Origin of the sequence: Halobacteriovorax sp. XZX-3, assembly GCF_043196495.1 — a bacterium.
GTDB lineage: Bacteria > Bdellovibrionota > Bacteriovoracia > Bacteriovoracales > Bacteriovoracaceae > Halobacteriovorax_A.
Genome location: NZ_JBEBMO010000002.1, coordinates 217,468 through 235,723, shown reverse-complemented (window position 1 = coordinate 235,723; position 18,256 = coordinate 217,468). Strand labels below are relative to the sequence as shown.

The window sequence follows — 18,256 nt, the reverse complement described above, 5'->3', positions numbered from 1 at the left end:
CCATGATATCTAATTTTTATGATGAAAAATAGTAGCGATAATATTTCTAATGATATTTTAATTATTGGCTTTGGCTCTCAAGCAAAATCATGGTCACTTAACCTAAGAGATTCTGCTCGACCAGTCACTATAGGCTTGCGCCAAGGTAGCAGTTCAATCGCCCTTGCAAATAAGATGGGGTTTCCAACAATTGATATCAATAATTCGAAAATTGCTAATTATGAATTTATCATCATCCTAACACCAGATGATACACATGAAGAAATCTTAACTTCTCTTCAATTCTCTGATACGAATTTTAAGCAAAGATTAGTTTACGGTCATGGCTATAGTGTTATGTATCAAGACCTACGATCAAAGCTTCCTTCACATGAGCACTTTCTCTTGGCGCCTAAAGCTATTGCAAGTGAACTACGCTTTGGTTACGAAACAAATGCGCCCTTAACTGCTGTTGTTAATTGTGAAGATGAGAAACTTCTAAAGCTATCAAAAGATTTAGGCATTAGTGTTGGCCCAATTGTCGCAAGCTTCGAAGAAGAAACTATTTGTGATCTCTTTTCTGAGCAATCAATCCTATGCTCAGTCATTCCCCAAGCTGCAAGGCTGTCATTTGAAACCCTGATTGCAAAAGGTCACACTCCAGAGATTGCTTATATCGAATGTTGGCATGAGGTTAAACTCATAGCTGACGCCATGATAAAATTTGGCCCAACCGAGTTTATGAAGCTCATCTCTCCAAATGCCTTTATGGGTGGAGAAATGGCCAAGTCACTGATTTTTGATGATGAGTATCAGAACAAGCTCAATAAAATCTATGAAAATATCGAAAATGGCTCTTTTGCCCGTGAAATTCTTCATACTGATTTCCAAAAGCAGCTCTCTCAGGTTATAAGTGAGTGGAATAACTTAGAAATCACCAAGGTTTATAATAGCTTTGGAAAGAAATTGGTTCACGGGAATGAAGAAGCTAACAACTCGCAAAATTAGAAAATCAAAACTTTCTGCAACAGGAAAGTCACTACAAGTTCTTACTTGTTACGATTATCAAACAGCTCAAATGTTAAATGAAACTGAGCTTGATATGATTCTTGTGGGCGACAGCCTTGGTAATGTTGTTCTTGGTTATGATACGACTGTTCAAGTTAGCCTAACAGAAATGTCCATTTTTGGTGCAGCAGTAAGAAGAGGTGCTCCAAATAAATTTGTTATTGTTGATATGCCTTTTGGTTCATATACAACTTTTGATAAGGCCCTTGAAAATGCCACAAAGCTATTTCAAGAAACTCAAGCTGAAGCACTTAAGCTTGAAGGTGCCTACCCTCACCAATTAGATATCATCAAAAGACTTACTCAATCAGGGATTCCTGTTATGGGCCATATTGGTCTAACGCCTCAAAGCGTTCATGAGCAAGGTGGTTACTATACTCACGGTAAGGATGATTCGGATAAAGCAAGACTACTTGCCGAAGCAAAACTTTTAGAAGAAGCTGGTTGTTTTTCAATTGTTCTTGAATGTGTCACTGATGAGATTGCGACAATTATTACAAGAGAGCTTTCAATTCCAACAATTGGAATTGGAGCCGGAAAGAATACAGATGGGCAAGTTCTTGTGATTAATGATCTCTTGAAGATGGGACCTGGAAAGTATCCAAATTTTTGTAAGCCAATTGCTAACTTCTACGAACAAAAACTAAAACTCATTAGTGAATATATTCTTAAAAGTAAAAAAGCGGATAATTCAGATGATGCAGACCTACACCATTGATAGTGGAAACACTTTCTTAAAAATAGGTGTTTTTAAAGATAGCATTCTAAGAGATGTTAAAAAATTAAATATCTCAGATTTTAGTTTTAAATTTGAAGAGAGTGCTCCAATTATCTATTCTAATGTCTCAAAAGAAATAACAGACTTACTGCCTGAAAGAGCAGAGAATGCGAATGATCTTATTAGGGATTTTAAAACGACTTACGATCCAAATAAGCTAGGTATTGATCGCAAGGTAATTTCCCATTACCTACAAAAGAATTTTCCGAACGAAAAACTTCTACTCGTCGATACAGGAAGCTTCATCACATTCGATGAAATTGATCATGGAAAACATCTTGGTGGCCCGATCTTTTTAGGACTGGCAAATTACTTAAAATCATACCCAGAATTTTCAGCGAATCTTCCCCTACTTAGTGAAGTCGATATAAATGATATGACTAATACAGAACAGGCCATCTCACATGCCTACATGGCCTATCTTGAGATGATTATTTCCCAAGTGAAAAAATATAATCAACACAGAGTCATTTTAACTGGTGGTGATTCTCATAAATTAAAAGATTGTGGTGAAATCCAGAGCGAACTAATTCATCATGCTCTCTTTAGTCTACTTTAACCTACAAAGTTCTTTTTAAAATTTGCTGGAATTTCGATAGCGCGATACTTCTTGCCATTAGAAAGTCGTAGCCAATAACCTTCCTTAACATCACCTTCAATAACGATATTAATTGGCTTCATTGACACGATATGATCGTAATTTATGTAGATTAGTTCTAGTGTATCTCCCAGTGCTTGTACGTCACGTTGTGAGATGATTGAGAACTTACCAAATTTCATAAACTTACCTTTGTTACTTATTACACAGGCCTTCCGAATACCTTCAGATATTTCAAATTCAATGGCCTAAATCCTTAAAAACATATATAAGATAGACACATAGTATTAACAACCAGAAAGTTAAATATATGAAAATATTAGTAGGTGTATGTGGCTCAGTTTCCGCTTATAAATCAATTGAGTTTGTAAGAGGGCTGGTAAAGAAAGGTCACGAGGTAAAGGTTATTTTAACAAGTGGAGCAACGAAATTTGTTCATGCTGACCTCTATACTTACCTTGGTGCCGCCCAAGTCTATAGCGCGCAATCTGACTTTAGTGGAAGTGTCGAAACAAAATCTGTTCTTCATATTGAGCTAGCAAAGTGGGCAGACTCACTTCATATCTATCCGGCCAGTGCTAATACAATAGCCAATCTTGCCATGGGTAAGGCCGATGATCTACTAACATCAATTTTTTTAGCAGGATGGGATAAATTTCAAACGATTATTTATCCTGCCATGAATACGTCAATGTGGACGAATCCAATCACTCAAGAAAATATTGACCTACTTGAGAGGCTGAAAAAGCAAAGTAATATCTTTATCTACCCACCAGCTTCTGGTGAACTCGCATGTGGTGATGTCGGTGCGGGAAAAATTCCAGCAGTTGAAGAGGTCCTGGCCAATTTTGATGCTATCAACCCATCAATAAATGAATCATCAAAACGAGTTGTTATTACAGCGGGAGCAACTGTTGCTCCAATTGATCCTGTACGTTTTGTAACAAATCCATCATCTGGTAAAACAGGTTATGAAATTGCAAAAGAATCTCTTCGCTTAGGATATCAAACGACAATTCTACTAGGACAAAACTCATGTCCAGAATTTCAATTTTTAAAAAGCCTTCCAGGAGTAAAAATCATTTCAGTTCGCACAACGGATGAAATGTATGAAGCAGTTCTTGCGCTTGAAAATCAATTTGATACTTATATTTCAACGGCCGCCATTAGTGATCTAAAATTTAAGACAGCAGAAGGTAAACTAAAGAAAGAAGCCCTATCTTCTAGTTTAGAATTTGAAAAGGCCCAAGATGTTCTTGCTCATGTTGTTGCCAATAAGTTAGAGAATCAAATTATTGTCGGATTTGCTGCTGAAACAGATCTTTCTAAAGAAGTCTTAGAATCAAAATATAATCGTAAGCCAACGAAACTCTTAATCGGAACTCATGTCGACAGTGGCCTTTGTAAGAGTTCACGAAAGGGCTTTGGTAATAATGAAGCTTACTACACAATCCTTAACGATGGCGTAATTGCCTTTACTGGTGAGCTATCAAAAATCGAGTTAGCAAAAGAAATATTTAAAAGGATTAAAGCTTGAAGTTAATTCAAACGCGATCAGATTTAATTGCAGCAATGAAAGAAGTCTCACACGACTCTCTTGGCCTTGTTGCAACAATGGGAAATCTACACGCAGGTCACATGAGCCTTCTAACAAACGCTCTTGAAACCTGTGATAAAGTTGTTGTCACAATCTTTGTAAACCCAAAGCAATTTGGAGAAAATGAAGATCTGGATAGCTACCCTCGAACACCAGAACAAGACCTTGACCTAATCAAGGAAACGGCAGGTAATCGTGCCGCTGATATATTGGTTTTCCTACCAAAAGATAATAGTGAAGTTTATCCAGCAGGCTTTAACACGACGGTATCAGTTGATGGTATTACGCAAAAGCTATGTGGACAAAGTCGTCCGACGCACTTTAGTGGTGTGACAACTGTTGTTTATCAACTCTTCACACTAATTAAACCAAGCCAAGCTTTCTTTGGTCAGAAAGATTATCAACAAGTTTGTGTCATTAGGAAAATGGCCCATGACTTAAATCTTGAACTTGAAATTAAAACAGTGCCAATTAAACGCGAAGAAAGTGGCCTTGCCCTTTCATCACGAAATGGCTACCTGACAAGTGAAGAAAAAGAATTTGCTCTTATTCTTCCAAATAAATTAAATGAACTAGAAAATCTTCTAGCAAGAACGACATGGGTTGAAGCACAGGCTCAGCTTAACGAAATCCTTGAGGAAACTTTAAAAGACTCAAATTGGGATTATCTTGAAGTACTTGATAGTACAAATTTAGAAGATGTTGAATCAAATACAAAAGAAGTTGTTATCGCTGGTGCATACTTTGTAGGAAGTAAACCTACTCGCCTTATCGATAACAGATTAGTGGAAATTACTTATGCTTGATAATGAATTTTTTATTTCACGTGAGGCAAAGGCCTCTCTTGTTTCTTTAGTTTGTCCAAAGTTTAAAGAACATGCGACAGAAAAAGACACTCTCCGTTCACTTGGAGAGCTTAGAGAACTAATGCGAACATTAGATATTGAAACAGGTGAACAGTATATTCAAAATAAGAAGACTGTTGATCCTGGAACAATCTTAGGAACAGGAAAGCTTGAAGAAATCGCAATGGATGCAAAAGCTGAAGGCTCGACTCTTCTTGTTTTTGACTGCGAGCTTACATCTTCACAAATTAGAAATATCAAGAAGCTAACAGGAATGTCGGTTGTTGACCGTTGCCATATTATTCTTGAGATCTTCTCTGAGCACGCCCGTACAAAAGAAGCACGTATTCAAATTGAAATCTCACGTCTGCAATATATCCTTCCTCGCCTGGCCGGTTTCTGGTCTCACCTTGGCCGTCAAAAAGGTGGTATTGGTGTCCGTGGTGGAGAGGGTGAACAGCAGATCGAGCTTGACCGTCGTATCATTCGCGAGCGTATCGAGTTCTATAAGAAAGAGCTTAAAGAGGTTGAAAAATCTCGTATTGAGCAAAAGAAGAAACGCTCAAAAAAGGCCATCACAACGGCCCTTGTTGGTTATACAAATGCTGGGAAGTCGTCTCTTATGAATCGTCTTTGCCGCGTAAACGTCTTAGAAGAAGATAAGCTATTTGCGACCCTTGATTCGACATTTAGGATGTTAAACCCAGATACAAAGCCGCCGATGATCCTTATTGATACGGTAGGTTTCTTATCAAACCTTCCAAACACTCTTATTGATGGTTTCAAGACAACTCTTGAATCTGCCCTAGAAGCGGACCTTCTAATAATCGCTTGTGATATTAGTGATCCTAATTACGAAAAGCATCTTGAAGTTACAAATAATGTACTAAGTGAACTTGGACTTGCTGATAAAGAGCGCTTCATTGTCTTCAATAAGAAAGATAAGTTAAATGATAAGATTACTGAAACTATCATCAAGAGAAAGCATCCTAATAGCTTTGTGATCTCTAGTTTTAATACTGATGAAATTGATAACCTTCGTGAATACATCGTTAACTTCTTTTTAGAAAAGCAGAATAATTACGATCTCTTTATTCCATATGATGCAGGGGCCGCACACTCAATTGTGGTTTCAAAAACAAACGTCATTAAAACAAGTAATCACGAAAAAGGGATCTACTATCAAGTTAGAGTACCTGACTTTATTTATAATCCATTAGGGTTACAAAAGTTTGAGCTCGGACCTCACGATCCCCTTCTAGACGAACTAGACGAAGTCTAAGTAAAAAATTAAATTTAAATTTTACTATTCCGATGAGCGAGTATGAACAAAATCATACTCGCAACACTACTATCTATGCTATCTTGGTCTGCCTTTTCAGCAGTTAAAACAATCGACGTTGAAGCTTATTTTAAAACAGATATGGACTTCATGTTCTCAATCAAAAATAAGAACTACGATAAGGTCATTCTCGACTGTCAGGGTTTTATCAATGGCCTAAACCTATATAGCACACGTGGACACGATATTTTCACTCTTCCAGGATATGGACATTGCATGGCCATTCACAATGAAATCATTAAGAATATCAACGATGAGAAAAGTTCTTGTTTAGTATTAAATGATAAGGAAGGGCAAATACTAGTTCTGGACAGCAAGTGCCCAGAACAGAAGTAGAAGTCTTAAGAGATTCTCTTAATTAGGTGGTAACCAAATTGCGTGCGAACGATTGGAGAGAGCTCTCCAACTTCTAGTGCAAACGCAGCTTTTTCAAATGGTGCCACCATCATCCCTTTTCCAAACTCTCCAAGGTCTCCACCTTGTTGCCCAGAAGGACAATTAGAAAAATCTTTTGCAAGTTCTTCAAAAGTTTTTCCATCTTCAAGCTTTTTTAATAAATCTTTCGCTTCATATTCTTGATCAACAAGAATGTGAGCACAACGAATCTTAGACATAGTTTTTCCTTTGAATATATTTTTTAAGAATGAAATCGCCAATAGTATGTTCCTATGATTACGAGAATTATAATGGCAAGGCCAAGATACATATAAAACTCATCCCTCTCCATTAAAATCTCCACAAATACGATCGAGGTTAGAAAGTAAATTTGCAATATCTAACGGTGCCTCTATAACACGCTGAGCACCCTCTTCACCCTTCGTCACAAGTTGAACAACAGGGATATTTTGGCAAAACTCTGATTCGATTTTTCCAATTGTATCGGCCGTGATTGTCGAAAGATCCACGAGGATGACTTCAGGCACAATATCTCTGATAAAATGAAAGGCCTCTTCTTCATTAGATAGCGTGAAGAAATCTCCACCGACTTCCCTACCTAAGGCCTCGATAGCAGTTATCATCATTTGGTTATTAGATAAAAAGAATAGTTTTTTAATTTTCACGATTAAGCCTTCGTATGTTACATTTAATCAATAAGAGTAATGGGAGTCCACATGTCTAGCCGCATTAAAATTATTGATAACCTATCCAATTCTACCTTATATGAGTTTTCAATGGAAGACGCAGATCGTGCTTATCAAAAATCTGAAGAGCTGGAAGAAATGGGCCTTGATATTAAGCTAGTTATCCCTTCAGTCTCGCAAACTCTTATTGAATCTCTCGGTGCCTCAAGTGAAACAGTTGAAAAGCTTAAGGAAATGCTGGATGAAGAAATTGCCTCTCATATCGATGAAGAAGATGGAGGGTGCTCAATTTGTCTTCCAGATGGAAAGGTTCATCAATAAATTAAGATCAAAGTTCTTCATTGAGAAGAGCTTCCATCTTCTTTGTATTCTCTTGAAGAGATTTTAAAGATTCCATTGCCTTTTGAAGTTCAGGATTATTTTTTACGGCCTTACTAATATCTTCTTGTGACAGTGATTGACCAGTTTTCTGGGCCGCTTCGTTAATTGATTCCTCAAAGACCTTATCGTAATCAGTCTTTTTCGAAAGATCGTTATTTACTGACTCTTGACTAGATTCACTCTCACTAGGGTTTGAATCTGAACCACTACTTGTTTCTGCAGTTGAGGAACTCGAAGAAGTATTCATAAAAGGTATCTTTGGTAAATATATTCCACCCAGAACCCCGCAGTCCTCTACTCGATTTGAATCATTCACAAATAGATCAACCTCAAATCGCTTAATAATCGTCTTCCCACCATAAGCGTTATTATTCATACGATTAAGTTCTAAATTTAATTTTAATTCCGCACGGTGAAAGTCTTGTCCTTCTACCTTGTTCACATAGAAGTTCGAAATATACATTGAAGAAAGAACGAAATTCGTTCCGTTAACCTTATCTCCTATCGTGTACTTTGCCTTACCATCAGCTCTAACTATCTCTTCAAGAATGAGATCATTCTCTATCACCCCAAGCTTTCCTAGAGACCTTTTACAGATCCCAGGCTTTGCCATATAGGCCTTAATTGCATTAGCGTAGTTATTTAGCTCTGTTTGATTAATTGCAGTCTTTGTCGACTTCATTTGAGTCTTCATGAAACGAGCGAATCCAAGTGCTATAATTGCTAAAAGGCCTGCTGCCATAACAATCTCAAGCAAGGTAAAGCCAGAGTTATTTTTTGTGATTTTGTGCATAAATATATTTTAACGGAGAACTGAGTTTGAAGAAAGAATAAATATAAATTCCATCCTGGGCATGCGTTCGCGGGCATAAAAAAGGCCACCCTAGGGGTGGCCTCGTATAATCAACTATTTAAGTAGTAGATTACTCGTCATTTCCAAGGTTGAAACCTTTAAGAACATCACCAAGAGTTGCAGACTTAACTACTTCTTGTTGCATTCCCTGAGTATCAGAGTTTAGAGCAGACTTCATAGAAAGAGCGATTTTCTTCGCATCTTTATCTAGAGAGATAACCATAGCTTTAACTACGTCACCTTTCTTAACTACGTCTTCTGGCTTCTCAACTCTATCTTCAGATAGTTCAGAAATGTGAACTAGACCTTCGATACCAGTTTCAAGTTCAACGAAAGCACCAAAATCAGTTACTCTAACGATTTGAGCTTCAACGATTGTACCAACTGGAAGTCTTGTTTCAATTTTCTTCCAAGGATCTTCTTTAAGTTGCTTAACACCTAGACAGAATTTTTGGTTTTCTTTATCAACTGAAACTACAGCAGCTTCAATCTCATCACCAACTTTGTAATCATCGTTTAGGTTGATATTTTTCTTAGTCCAAGAGAAATCAGATACGTGAATTAGAGCATCTACTTCTTCACCAAGGTCAACGAAGATACCAAATTCAACGATTGATTTAACTTTACCAGTAACTTTTGAACCTACAGGGAACTTAGCTTCTAGAGCATCCCATGGGTTTTCTTGAAGTTGCTTGATACCAAGAGAAATTCTCTTGTTTTCTACGTCTACTTCTAGAACCTGTGCTTCAACGATTTCACCTACAGTGAAGTGCTTAGTTGGGTTCTTGATAGAGTTTGTCCAAGACATTTCAGAAACGTGGATTAGACCTTCGATTCCGTCATCAAGCTCGATGAAGATACCGTAATCTTTAACAGATACGATTTCACCTTTAACTTTTGTTCCTGCAACATACTTATCTTGAGCAGCTTCCCAAGGGTTTTCTTGAACTTGCTTAAGACCAAGAGAAACTCTTTCTTTTTCTTTATCAAACTTAAGGATCTTAACTTCGATTTCGTCACCAAGAGTAAGGATATTTGATGGGTGCTTAACACGTCCCCATGACATATCAGTGATGTGTAGAAGACCGTCAATTCCACCTAGATCGATGAATGCACCGTAATCAGTGATGTTTTTAACGATACCTTTAACAACCATTCCTTCTTCAATTTGAGAAAGAACTTCACCACGTAGTTTACCTCTTTCTTCAGCAAGAATTGCTCTTCTTGAAAGAACGATGTTTCCACGTTTCTTGTTAAACTTGATAACTTTGAATTCCATCTTTTTACCGATGAATTTATCAAGGTTTCTAGTTGGTCTAACATCAATTTGTGAACCAGGTAAGAAAGCCTTAACACCGATATCAACAGATAGACCACCCTTAACTTTTGCTACAACTGTACCAGTAACTGGAGTACCGTCTTCACATGCTTCAGAAATTTTATCCCAAGCTTTAAGGATTTGAGCTTTGTCCATTGAAAGAACTAGGTTACCTAGGTGAGACTCTAGTTTATCAAGATAAACTTCAATTTCGTCACCAAGTGCAACTTTTAGAGAACCATCGTAGTTAGTGAATTCTCTTTTTGGAACAAGACCTTCTTGCTTGTATCCAATGTCAACAAGTACGTAATCTGGTGAGATGTTAACAATTTTACCTTTGAAAACTTCACCTTCTGTAAATGTTGGAGTTTCTGTCGAATCTAGTAGTTTCGAAAACTCTGTTTCATCTCTTGTCTCGATGTCTTCACCAAGAACAACTTCGTAACCTTGCATCCAAGATTGTTTTAGATTGTTTAAATCTGTCATAATTTACCTCATGGAAGGATTATTAACTGTGTCCAATCAATATTCCTTATATTTTTTGATTCTAAGGGAAACCCTTAGTGTAAATCTCTTCTACTGAAGACAACTTACAATTTTTTGATTTTGCGCATCTTAAGTTTTTTGGGGCCCTACGTCAACAATAAAAACTTATTAATTATAGAACCTTAGGCGTTTGTTCAGGTGCTTTTCGTACAGTTTAAATAGGTTATATTTATAACCATCAATACCGTGCTCATTCCATAGCTCATCACGGGACTTAAGACATGATTCCTTATACTTAGTATTATTTTGGACGATATCTTTAACTCTAGTCCTCAACTCACGTGAATCACCTTGACGGTAAGTCGCAAGAGAGCCGTGGTAGATTCGATGAAGTTCCTCCGTTGTAGCATTGCGCGGAACAGCAGTAGGAATTCCTTTAAGGATTGCCAGAAGTGCGTAGTCTTCAATTGGAGATTTTGACGTGTACGAAATCCAGATATCAGAGCGTACTTCATAAATATTATCGTGCTCATGAAATTCAACGTAATTTTCAAGTTTATACTCTGCAATTCTATCCTTTATCGGATTATAAAGGATATTTCTCTCCCACTTTCGATTTGAGAAGATATGCAGCTTAAATCTCTTAGGTAGCTCATTGTCTAAATTCAAGGCCCATAAAGCCTCTAAGCAAACTGAGAGATCATTTAACTCAACTTCGTGATCATTAACCCAACAAGAAAGGTGAATTAAGTTTTCCTCATCAAAAGTATATTTTTTCTCAAAGTTAATCTTATCAACACCAAGGCCAGAAGAATAAATCTTACGTACAGGCACATCCATATGAGTATTAATTGAATCAATCATCTCTCTAAAAGGAATAAAGATCAGATCAATTCTTCCTATCAGGCGACGATACCAAAACTGTTTATAGAATTTACTCACTTCAAAATTAATCGTGAAAAAGAGTGCTGTTAAATTTCTCTTTCTTAAGAACGAGGCCAGCGGCCATAAGAAATTTAATTGATAGCAGTGAACGATATTAATATCGTAACGCTTTATTATTCCTCTAAGTTTTGAAAGCTTATACCAATTCCAAACTCTTAACTTAGTTGTACCTGTATGGAAAATACAATCGATCCCGGCCTTTTTACACTCTCTATGCAAGAACGAGTCTTTTAAGCAGTAAATGAAGATATTATGGCCAATTTCTTTTAACAAAATACTATCTCTTAAGAGCATGCGCTCCTTCGAACCTGAACTATAGGTTGGAGAAACATAAAGAATATTTTGTTGTTTTCTAAAAATATTTACCATTAACTTTACTTACCAGTATCCTTTCCCGCTTTATGAGAGATAAGCTCTCCTTTTACAGTTCCAATTTTAACCTTTGCAGAGAACTTAAGTACAGTCCTAGTTTCATCAGTTGAAATCCAAAAATTTATATCGCCTGATTTCTTTAGAACCCCAGGAAATTGTGTTTGGGCAGTTATCTTATAAGCTTGATAAGCTTTTCCCATTATAGTGATATCTTCTATTTCATCGACAGTCGCTTTTAAAAGCCACGCCTTACCTCTTGTAATAATTGGAAAATCAAAGCTTGTTCCAATCTTCATTGGAATACCGCGAATAAAATAAAGAGCGGAAAAAGAATCAGTAAAGTATCGTGGTAGAGAGTCTACTTTCTTAATCTTCTTTGTTTTCCCTTTCTTCAGACGATTATAAAAAAAGTAGGTCTTCAGTTCGTCATGATCAAATAGTTGAAGATCATCCACAACCTGTCCTGATTCACGCTGCTTCATTTCATACTTTAAAGAAGAGAATTTTCCATGGTCCGCATCGACATAAACATCAAGAGTATCTTTAAGCTTATAGATACCTTCAAAATATTCAGCAGATTCTAAAAGAGCATTTACATGAAGAACTTCTTTTTCTCCGATCAGTGCCATCGGTTGTGTTGTAATCGTTGCGATCCCCGCCTTAAAGATTGACCAAGTAATCTCATATTTGAATTCTTCACCAACAAAGAAGATCGGCTTATATGAATCCCAATATTTCTTTGATTCTTTATCAAATTTTAAAAATGCTTTTGGGTAATCTTCTTTTTCTTGAGGATTAGTTTTTACCTTTGGAGCCGCTTTAACAACAGGCTTAGCTTTAACAACTTTTTCTTTTTTCTTTGCAACTTTCTCAATCTCCTTCTCTTCAATTGAAGAAGAAAAGGGAGTCGGTGTCGGAGCAGGCTCTTCGACTTCAGTCGTTTTAAACTTCTCTAAAGTCTTACTTTCTTCATCAGAGAAAATTTCCACTAGATCCATATCATCGCTATCACTTTTCATAAGTGCACCAGCACAACCAAAAAGTAATAAAGCCAAAAGACTTAAAGAAAAAATATTTCTCACTCTAACCTCTAACAACCGAGTTGATTTTATCTTTTACAAATTGTTCACCTTTTATAAACTCGATACCAATTTGTAGGTAGTGAATTCTCTCACTACTAGAACACCTCTTCATTTTAACAATATCTTTCTCTGTTGTAAGAATGATGGCATCCTTTTCTTGTGCTAGTTCCACTAAGCCTTCTAACTCACTAACTTTATAAAGGTGGTGATCAGGAAAATTAAAATCGTCAACTATATTTGCATCAAGTTGCTTAACTAACTTTAAGAACGCCTCAGGTGATGCAAGTCCCGATACACAAATGACACTTTTTCCTTTTAAGTCAGTCAAAGCATAATCTTCTTCATGTAAGAGGTTCTTAATTGCACTTGGAGCATACTTAAAAAAACCGCTCGGCGTATTCGGTTTACAGTTTTTAAGAATATAACTTTCTAACCTTTCAAGTTTTTCTTCAGTTACTAGATCTGCCCTACCAAATAGAACAATATCCGCTTCTCTTAGAGCACTTACGCCCTCTCTTAAGTATCCCCTAGGAGGACAATGATACTTCGACATTGGAAGTAGAGAGTCGAAAAGAACGATATTCAAATTGCGGTTAATTTTTAAATGTTGAAACCCATCATCAAGAAGAACAACATCTGCTTTTTCTTCTTCATAATATCGTCTTAAATTATCACTTCGGTCTGCACCAACAACAACACTAGCATTCTTTAGATTGCGACTTAAAACAAGTGCCTCATCACCAAAAACAAAAGGGTTTTCACTGATTTTCTTTCCCGTTTTAATGATTCCACTTGAGTTCTCTAATTCGCCCTTATAGCCTCTCGTTAGAACCATCGTCTTTTTATTTAAAATATCATTCAAATAATTACCAATCCAAAGCGTAAAAGGTGTTTTTCCTGTTCCACCTAGCGATAGATTTCCGATACTAATAATTGGTACTTCAAAAGATGATGATTTTAAAATTCCCATCTTGAAAGCAAAACGACGTAAACGATAAATCCACTCCCACAAAAAACTAACAGGAGTAAGAGCAACGGAAAAAAAGTTAATGAGTTTTATATTAATATTATTCATGATTCCTCATTATAAATAAGCACTTTTAATTTTTTCGAGAAGATATTGAGAAACCTCTATATCCTCACCTTCAGTTAAATCTCTTAGCTTTTTCAGTTCACTTAAAACAAATTCATAGCGTTTTTCATCATCGAATAAGTCTTTGGCCTTGCGAACAAGATTATATTCACTGAAGCCTTCGCCGAGTAGCTCAGGATAAACTTCATGACCTAAAATTAAATTAGGAATAGAAACGAAGCCTTTATACTTAACAATATTTTCTGCAATAAACATATTGAGCAGATTAAGATCGTATGCGATCACGCTTGGTACCCCATAAAGGGCCAAAGATAGGTTTACTGTTCCACTAGTTGCGAAAGAAAAGTCTGCTGCTTTGAGCGCCTCATCTAATTCACGATCTTCATAAATCTTATCAAATTCATTTTCAAAACGAGAAAATAGCTCTTCATCAACAGAGCTTGCTTTAACGATTGAAAGCTTAAATTTATAACTCTCTCTAAGTTTTTGGCATGCCTTAATAAATTGAGGCAACATGAATTCAATTTCAAAGCGACGACTTCCAGGCAGAAGTAAAATATTAAACTCTCCATTCTTAAAATCGACATTGGTTCTTTGAAAATTTTCCAACAGAGGCTTTGTCTTCTTAAGTAGTGGATGTTCAATTGTTATGGCCTTACTTACTCCACGATCCATAAACCACTTTTTTTCAAATGGTAAAATACAGAATAGAGTATCAACAGAAGCTTGAAGATATTTTGTTCGCCACTCTTTCCATACCCATGCTTGAGGCGCAACATAGTAGAGAACTTTGACACCTAGCTTTTCAAGCTTCATGGCCAACTTAAGATTAAATGTCTGAAAATCAATTAAGATAGCAACTTTAGTTCCACGCTTTTTAACTTCATCAATGATGTGATTATAAGCACCGTAGTAAAATGGAACCTTTTTAACTGCTTCTGTAATTCCCCAAGTGGAAAAATCTTTTAAATCGTAAAGAAGTTCGACTCCTTGCTCTTTCATAAGCTCTCCCCCTACTCCAAAGAATTGAGTATCAGGAGCTCCCTTTGTTAGAGTCTCAAGGAATGTCATTGCATGTTCTTCACCAGATTTTTCACCGGCAATAATTAAGCAGCTTTTCAATTAAGTTCAACCTCAATGTTTTTCTCGAGTGATTCATTAACTGCAGCAATTAACTCCATTGCAGCAATTCCATCATCAATCGTTACAAATTCTTTCGTATTATTTAAAATTGAATTATAGAAACGTTCTTGTTCAATTAGTAAGTGATCTCTTTTTTCGTAATCAAATTCATTAATTACTTGCTCTTCTCCAGCTTTAATATCAGTCGAATAAGATGCCTTATTATTTAAAAGATCAACTCTAAGGATTCCCTTAGCAGAGTTAATCTGAACGCTTCTTTCAGTCTTTACATCATTTCTTGAATTTTCAATTGTAACAAGACGATCACTATAGCTAAGTAGAGCTTTAACGTGATCAAACTTATCAGTGAGAACTTTCATTCCATATGCTCTAATCGATTTAGGTTTTCCAAATAGCATAAGGGCCAAGTCAAGGTCGTGAATCATTAGATCTTCAACAACTCCAACATCTGCGGCCCTTCCCTTAAATGGAGAATTTCTTACAATTGTAGCAACACTAGAGTTTGCAGTAATGTCTTTAAACTCTTCAAGACGCTCCCAAACTTGATGGCATCTTTCACTATGTCCAACCTGTAACTTAACACCCTTTTCAGAAGCAATAATCTTCAAGTCTTTTGCTTCTTCAACCGTTACCGTAACCGGCTTTTCACAAAAAACATGCTTACCTTCTTGTAATAAGAATTTAGCAATTTCAAAATGAAAGCTTGTTGGTGTAGCAATAACTGCAGCATCAATTTCTCCAATAACTTCTTTGATATCAGATACAACTTTGATGTCAGGATATTTTTCATTTGCTTTTTCTTGGTTAGCGGCAAATGGTTCAACAATTGCAATCAATTCACAATTATCTAAGTTGTATGCTTTTTGAGCATGCCATTGGCCTAAGTGTCCATAACCAATTGAAGCAACTTTTACTTTAGACATAATTTATTCCTATTAGCTTAAAAACGGAGCAATACCCATTTTTGTCGTTACAATATGCTCTTTAATGCGCTCGATGATTTCATTATTTGCATATGGCTTCATTAGCTCTTCAGTCTCAACGAAAGTACGTGGTGAGTATGTTGAAGCTTCCATATCACGGAAGAAATCAACAATTTCAGAAATAGCATTTCTTTCAACACCTGCACGACGAAGACCAATAATATTGATCCCACGTAGCTTTGCACGGTTACCGTAAGCAGTACAATATAGTGGAATATCTTTATCAATAGCTGAAGCACCACCGATATATGCACCTTCAGCAACTTTTACAAATTGAGAAATATTTGTACCACCACCGATGATAACTTTATTACCAACCTTCACGTGACCTGCAAGGTTTGTTGAGTTTGCCATAATAACACGATCACCAACAACAACATCGTGACCTAGGTGAACTTTGGCCATCAGTAGACAATTACTTCCAAGAGTCGTTTTCTCACGATCTTTCATTGTCCCTCTGTGAATTGAAACGTACTCACGTAAAACGTTATCATTTCCAATTTCAACAGAAGTAGCATGCTCTTCTTTGTATGTTAGATCTTGTGGCTCTTCACCAATTGAACAAAATTGATAAATCTTATTATTATTACCAATTGTTGTATGACCATTAATGATTACGTGATTGCGAATATCACAATTAGTTCCAATTTTTACATTTGGACCAATAATGCAATACGCACCAACAGTTGTTCCCTCTCCAATTTCAGCTGACTCGTGAATAATTGCAGTTGGGTGAAATCTCTCGCTCATGGAGGCTCCTTCTTAATTTTCTTTTACTTTAAAAGATGCAAGAACCTGACACTGGCTTACTAAGTCGCCTTCGTGATAGATTTTGCAATCATTTTGTAAGAAACCAGTACGCATTTTTGTACATACAGTTTCAATATCTAATTTCATTCCAGGATGAACTGGTTTTCTAAATTTTGCGCCTTCAATTGATAATAGCGCAACTTCAAATTCACCTTCTTCTAAATTTTTGTAATAAAGCTTTAATTGAAATGAAGTAAATTGTGCCATCATTTCTACTTGAACAACACCTGGAAGAATTGGATTTCCAGGAAAGTGTCCTGCAAAAATAGGATGATCTTCACGAGTTGTATAATGTCCTTTTACAACTGCTCCAACTAGATCTTTTAATTCGTTTACCTCACCTACTGCTTCTACACTTGTGATTTCATCAACAAATAAGAATGGCTCGCGATGAGGGAGAATTTGCATTACTTGTTCTTTGTTTAATTGCATACATTACCTTCCGTTAAATATTCTTTCGTAAAAAAGCAATTCCTCGTAAAAATTCACGCATAGGTCTTGCTGGGTATCCACCAACGATTTCCTTCGGCTTCACGTTTCCAATAGCAACCGATCCTCCTGCAAGTTGAGCGGCCGTACCAACTTCTAAGTTGTCTGCAACAGCTGCTTTTCCTCCAAGAACGGCATAATCTCCAATCTTTGTACTTCCACCAAGTCCGGCCTGTCCGCAGAGAATAACTCCGTTTCCAACCTTAACATTGTGAGCAACTTGAACAAGATTATCAATTTTTACGCCACTACCGATACGTGTTGGAGAGAATGTTCCTTGGTCAATTGAAGTATTTGAACCAATTTCAACATCATCACCAATTTCAACTCCACCAAAGTGCCAAATCTTATGATGAACACCTTGATGAAAGTTATAACCGAATCCATCACTACCTATAGTCGTACCAGAGTGAATTCGACAATTTTTTCCAATGACAGTTTGAGGATAAATTGTCACGTTTGGATAAATTGTACAATTTTCGGCAATTTTAACATTTGGTAAAATCACACAGCCAGGCATGATTATACAATCAGCTGCGATTTCGACACCCTCTCCAACAAAAACATTTTCAGCAATTTTTACTGAAGGGTGAATTGAGGCCAAGCTACTTTTACGGCCATCAAGATCGTAATTTAAGCTCCCAAGTTTTTCGTCGAAAAATAATTTAGATGCTTTCGTAATTGAGATAGGTATATTTGAAGAAGTAAGTAACACTATCGAATTATTTTCTAGTTCTTTCTTTTCAGAGTCATCAAGCGATTCAAAAAGATTTGTATCAATAATTAGTGCTAAATTATCTCCAGCGCCAGCATCTCTATATTTAGCTAGAAATTTTTTAGCACCAATGAAGAGAATTTTTTCTTCAATAATTTCTTCTATCGATGAAATCCCAGAAACAGAGTACTCAAGATTTCCAGATAGAAAACTCATATCGCTATCGTTTTCGATAATATTTTTAATCAGAATGGACATTTTATCCCCTCCTTTAAAACGACAAAAGGGAATACCTTC

Annotated in this window: 21 protein-coding genes; 8 read left to right on the top strand and 13 right to left on the bottom strand. The window is 36.4% G+C overall.

Features of this window, described 5'->3' with window-relative positions:
- Nucleotides 1-21: 21 nt before the first annotated feature.
- The 3 genes from ABMA70_RS11590 to ABMA70_RS11580 are packed head-to-tail and all read left to right on the top strand — an operon-like array spanning nt 22 to nt 2,384.
- The gene (locus ABMA70_RS11590) at nt 22-987 is read left to right on the top strand and encodes a hypothetical protein (RefSeq protein WP_393022245.1); all 966 of its coding nucleotides are present in this window, start codon (nt 22-24) and stop codon (nt 985-987) included.
- Nucleotides 935-1,765 (top strand): 3-methyl-2-oxobutanoate hydroxymethyltransferase, encoded by an 831-nt coding sequence (gene panB / locus ABMA70_RS11585; protein ID WP_393022242.1) that lies wholly within the window; start codon nt 935-937, stop codon nt 1,763-1,765. The genes ABMA70_RS11590 and panB overlap by 53 nt, the downstream gene beginning before the upstream one ends.
- Nucleotides 1,743-2,384 carry a type III pantothenate kinase gene (locus ABMA70_RS11580; RefSeq protein ID WP_392993389.1) on the top strand — a complete coding sequence of 214 codons (642 nt, stop codon included), beginning with the start codon at nt 1,743-1,745 and terminating at the stop codon, nt 2,382-2,384. Before panB ends, ABMA70_RS11580 begins: the two co-directional genes overlap by 23 nt.
- Here ABMA70_RS11580 and ABMA70_RS11575 read toward each other — a convergent pair.
- Nucleotides 2,381-2,605 carry a hypothetical protein gene (locus tag ABMA70_RS11575; protein WP_103217813.1) on the bottom strand — a complete coding sequence of 75 codons (225 nt, stop codon included), beginning with the start codon at nt 2,603-2,605 and terminating at the stop codon, nt 2,381-2,383. The genes ABMA70_RS11580 and ABMA70_RS11575 overlap by 4 nt on opposite strands.
- Nucleotides 2,606-2,733: 128 nt before the next feature.
- Here ABMA70_RS11575 and coaBC point away from each other — a divergent pair, with 128 nt between their 5' ends.
- Genes coaBC through ABMA70_RS11555 form a run of 4 tightly spaced genes read left to right on the top strand, consistent with a single transcriptional unit; the run spans nt 2,734 to nt 6,543 of the window.
- A complete protein-coding gene (coaBC, locus tag ABMA70_RS11570; protein ID WP_392993392.1) occupies nt 2,734-3,960 on the top strand; it encodes a bifunctional phosphopantothenoylcysteine decarboxylase/phosphopantothenate--cysteine ligase CoaBC in 1,227 nt (408 codons plus the stop codon).
- Nucleotides 3,957-4,826, top strand: coding sequence for a pantoate--beta-alanine ligase (gene panC / locus ABMA70_RS11565; RefSeq protein ID WP_103217811.1), 870 nt, complete (start codon nt 3,957-3,959; stop codon nt 4,824-4,826). The genes coaBC and panC overlap by 4 nt, the downstream gene beginning before the upstream one ends.
- Entirely contained in the window at nt 4,819-6,147 is a 1,329-nt protein-coding gene (gene hflX / locus ABMA70_RS11560) for a GTPase HflX (protein WP_103217810.1), read from the top strand. Before panC ends, hflX begins: the two co-directional genes overlap by 8 nt.
- A gap of 42 nt (nt 6,148-6,189) precedes the next feature.
- A complete protein-coding gene (locus tag ABMA70_RS11555) occupies nt 6,190-6,543 on the top strand; it encodes a hypothetical protein (RefSeq protein WP_392993395.1) in 354 nt (117 codons plus the stop codon).
- A gap of 5 nt (nt 6,544-6,548) precedes the next feature.
- Here the strand turns inward: ABMA70_RS11555 and ABMA70_RS11550 are convergent, their stop codons facing one another.
- Both ABMA70_RS11550 and ABMA70_RS11545 read right to left on the bottom strand, forming a co-directional pair.
- Nucleotides 6,549-6,821: a peptidylprolyl isomerase gene (locus tag ABMA70_RS11550; RefSeq protein ID WP_103217808.1), complete on the bottom strand. Its 273-nt coding sequence runs from the start codon at nt 6,819-6,821 to the stop codon at nt 6,549-6,551.
- 99 nt (nt 6,822-6,920) lie between these two features.
- Entirely contained in the window at nt 6,921-7,268 is a 348-nt protein-coding gene (locus ABMA70_RS11545; protein WP_103217807.1) for a hypothetical protein, read from the bottom strand.
- 51 nt (nt 7,269-7,319) lie between these two features.
- On the opposite strand from ABMA70_RS11545, the gene ABMA70_RS11540 reads away from it, so the two are divergent.
- A complete protein-coding gene (locus ABMA70_RS11540; RefSeq protein WP_146037837.1) occupies nt 7,320-7,610 on the top strand; it encodes a hypothetical protein in 291 nt (96 codons plus the stop codon).
- Nucleotides 7,611-7,617: 7 nt separating this feature from the next.
- Here the strand turns inward: ABMA70_RS11540 and ABMA70_RS11535 are convergent, their stop codons facing one another.
- The 10 genes from ABMA70_RS11535 to lpxD all read right to left on the bottom strand — a co-directional run bounded on the left by ABMA70_RS11535 (nt 7,618) and on the right by lpxD (nt 18,217).
- Nucleotides 7,618-8,463, bottom strand: a complete 846-nt coding sequence (locus tag ABMA70_RS11535; RefSeq protein WP_146037836.1) for a prepilin-type N-terminal cleavage/methylation domain-containing protein — start codon at nt 8,461-8,463, stop codon at nt 7,618-7,620.
- A gap of 130 nt (nt 8,464-8,593) precedes the next feature.
- Complete coding sequence (locus ABMA70_RS11530; RefSeq protein WP_103217804.1) at nt 8,594-10,327, bottom strand: 30S ribosomal protein S1; 1,734 nt, start codon at nt 10,325-10,327, stop codon at nt 8,594-8,596.
- A gap of 168 nt (nt 10,328-10,495) precedes the next feature.
- Nucleotides 10,496-11,641, bottom strand: a complete 1,146-nt coding sequence (locus ABMA70_RS11525) for a hypothetical protein (RefSeq protein ID WP_392993401.1) — start codon at nt 11,639-11,641, stop codon at nt 10,496-10,498.
- Between the two features lie 5 nt (nt 11,642-11,646).
- The gene (locus ABMA70_RS11520; protein ID WP_392993404.1) at nt 11,647-12,726 is read right to left on the bottom strand and encodes a DUF3108 domain-containing protein; all 1,080 of its coding nucleotides are present in this window, start codon (nt 12,724-12,726) and stop codon (nt 11,647-11,649) included.
- Between the two features lies 1 nt (nt 12,727).
- Entirely contained in the window at nt 12,728-13,801 is a 1,074-nt protein-coding gene (lpxK, locus tag ABMA70_RS11515) for a tetraacyldisaccharide 4'-kinase (protein ID WP_392993407.1), read from the bottom strand.
- 9 nt (nt 13,802-13,810) lie between these two features.
- The gene (gene lpxB / locus ABMA70_RS11510; RefSeq protein WP_103217800.1) at nt 13,811-14,941 is read right to left on the bottom strand and encodes a lipid-A-disaccharide synthase; all 1,131 of its coding nucleotides are present in this window, start codon (nt 14,939-14,941) and stop codon (nt 13,811-13,813) included.
- On the bottom strand, nt 14,938-15,885 hold the full coding sequence (locus tag ABMA70_RS11505; RefSeq protein ID WP_392993409.1) for a Gfo/Idh/MocA family protein: 948 nt from the start codon (nt 15,883-15,885) through the stop codon (nt 14,938-14,940). Before ABMA70_RS11505 ends, lpxB begins: the two co-directional genes overlap by 4 nt.
- A gap of 12 nt (nt 15,886-15,897) precedes the next feature.
- The gene (lpxA, locus tag ABMA70_RS11500) at nt 15,898-16,695 is read right to left on the bottom strand and encodes an acyl-ACP--UDP-N-acetylglucosamine O-acyltransferase (protein WP_103217798.1); all 798 of its coding nucleotides are present in this window, start codon (nt 16,693-16,695) and stop codon (nt 15,898-15,900) included.
- Between the two features lie 12 nt (nt 16,696-16,707).
- Nucleotides 16,708-17,187: a 3-hydroxyacyl-ACP dehydratase FabZ family protein gene (locus tag ABMA70_RS11495; RefSeq protein WP_392993413.1), complete on the bottom strand. Its 480-nt coding sequence runs from the start codon at nt 17,185-17,187 to the stop codon at nt 16,708-16,710.
- Between the two features lie 13 nt (nt 17,188-17,200).
- Entirely contained in the window at nt 17,201-18,217 is a 1,017-nt protein-coding gene (gene lpxD, locus ABMA70_RS11490; protein ID WP_103217796.1) for a UDP-3-O-(3-hydroxymyristoyl)glucosamine N-acyltransferase, read from the bottom strand.
- Nucleotides 18,218-18,256 lie beyond the last annotated feature (39 nt).

Excerpts from the sequence above, each read along its gene's own strand:
- ABMA70_RS11590 (WP_393022245.1), top strand. The coding sequence starts at position 22 with ATGAAAAATAGTAGCGATAATATTTCTAATGATATTTTAATTATTGGC.
- ABMA70_RS11580 (WP_392993389.1), top strand. The coding sequence starts at position 1,743 with ATGATGCAGACCTACACCATTGATAGTGGAAACACTTTCTTAAAAATA.
- ABMA70_RS11575 (WP_103217813.1), bottom strand. The coding sequence starts at position 2,605 with ATGAAATTTGGTAAGTTCTCAATCATCTCACAACGTGACGTACAAGCA.
- coaBC (WP_392993392.1), top strand. The coding sequence starts at position 2,734 with ATGAAAATATTAGTAGGTGTATGTGGCTCAGTTTCCGCTTATAAATCA.
- hflX (WP_103217810.1), top strand. The coding sequence starts at position 4,819 with ATGCTTGATAATGAATTTTTTATTTCACGTGAGGCAAAGGCCTCTCTT.
- ABMA70_RS11555 (WP_392993395.1), top strand. The coding sequence starts at position 6,190 with ATGAACAAAATCATACTCGCAACACTACTATCTATGCTATCTTGGTCT.
- ABMA70_RS11550 (WP_103217808.1), bottom strand. The coding sequence starts at position 6,821 with ATGTCTAAGATTCGTTGTGCTCACATTCTTGTTGATCAAGAATATGAA.
- ABMA70_RS11540 (WP_146037837.1), top strand. The coding sequence starts at position 7,320 with ATGTCTAGCCGCATTAAAATTATTGATAACCTATCCAATTCTACCTTA.
- ABMA70_RS11535 (WP_146037836.1), bottom strand. The coding sequence starts at position 8,463 with ATGCACAAAATCACAAAAAATAACTCTGGCTTTACCTTGCTTGAGATT.
- ABMA70_RS11530 (WP_103217804.1), bottom strand. The coding sequence starts at position 10,327 with ATGACAGATTTAAACAATCTAAAACAATCTTGGATGCAAGGTTACGAA.
- ABMA70_RS11525 (WP_392993401.1), bottom strand. The coding sequence starts at position 11,641 with ATGGTAAATATTTTTAGAAAACAACAAAATATTCTTTATGTTTCTCCA.
- lpxK (WP_392993407.1), bottom strand. The coding sequence starts at position 13,801 with ATGAATAATATTAATATAAAACTCATTAACTTTTTTTCCGTTGCTCTT.
- ABMA70_RS11505 (WP_392993409.1), bottom strand. The coding sequence starts at position 15,885 with ATGTCTAAAGTAAAAGTTGCTTCAATTGGTTATGGACACTTAGGCCAA.
- lpxA (WP_103217798.1), bottom strand. The coding sequence starts at position 16,695 with ATGAGCGAGAGATTTCACCCAACTGCAATTATTCACGAGTCAGCTGAA.
- ABMA70_RS11495 (WP_392993413.1), bottom strand. The coding sequence starts at position 17,187 with ATGCAATTAAACAAAGAACAAGTAATGCAAATTCTCCCTCATCGCGAG.
- lpxD (WP_103217796.1), bottom strand. The coding sequence starts at position 18,217 with ATGTCCATTCTGATTAAAAATATTATCGAAAACGATAGCGATATGAGT.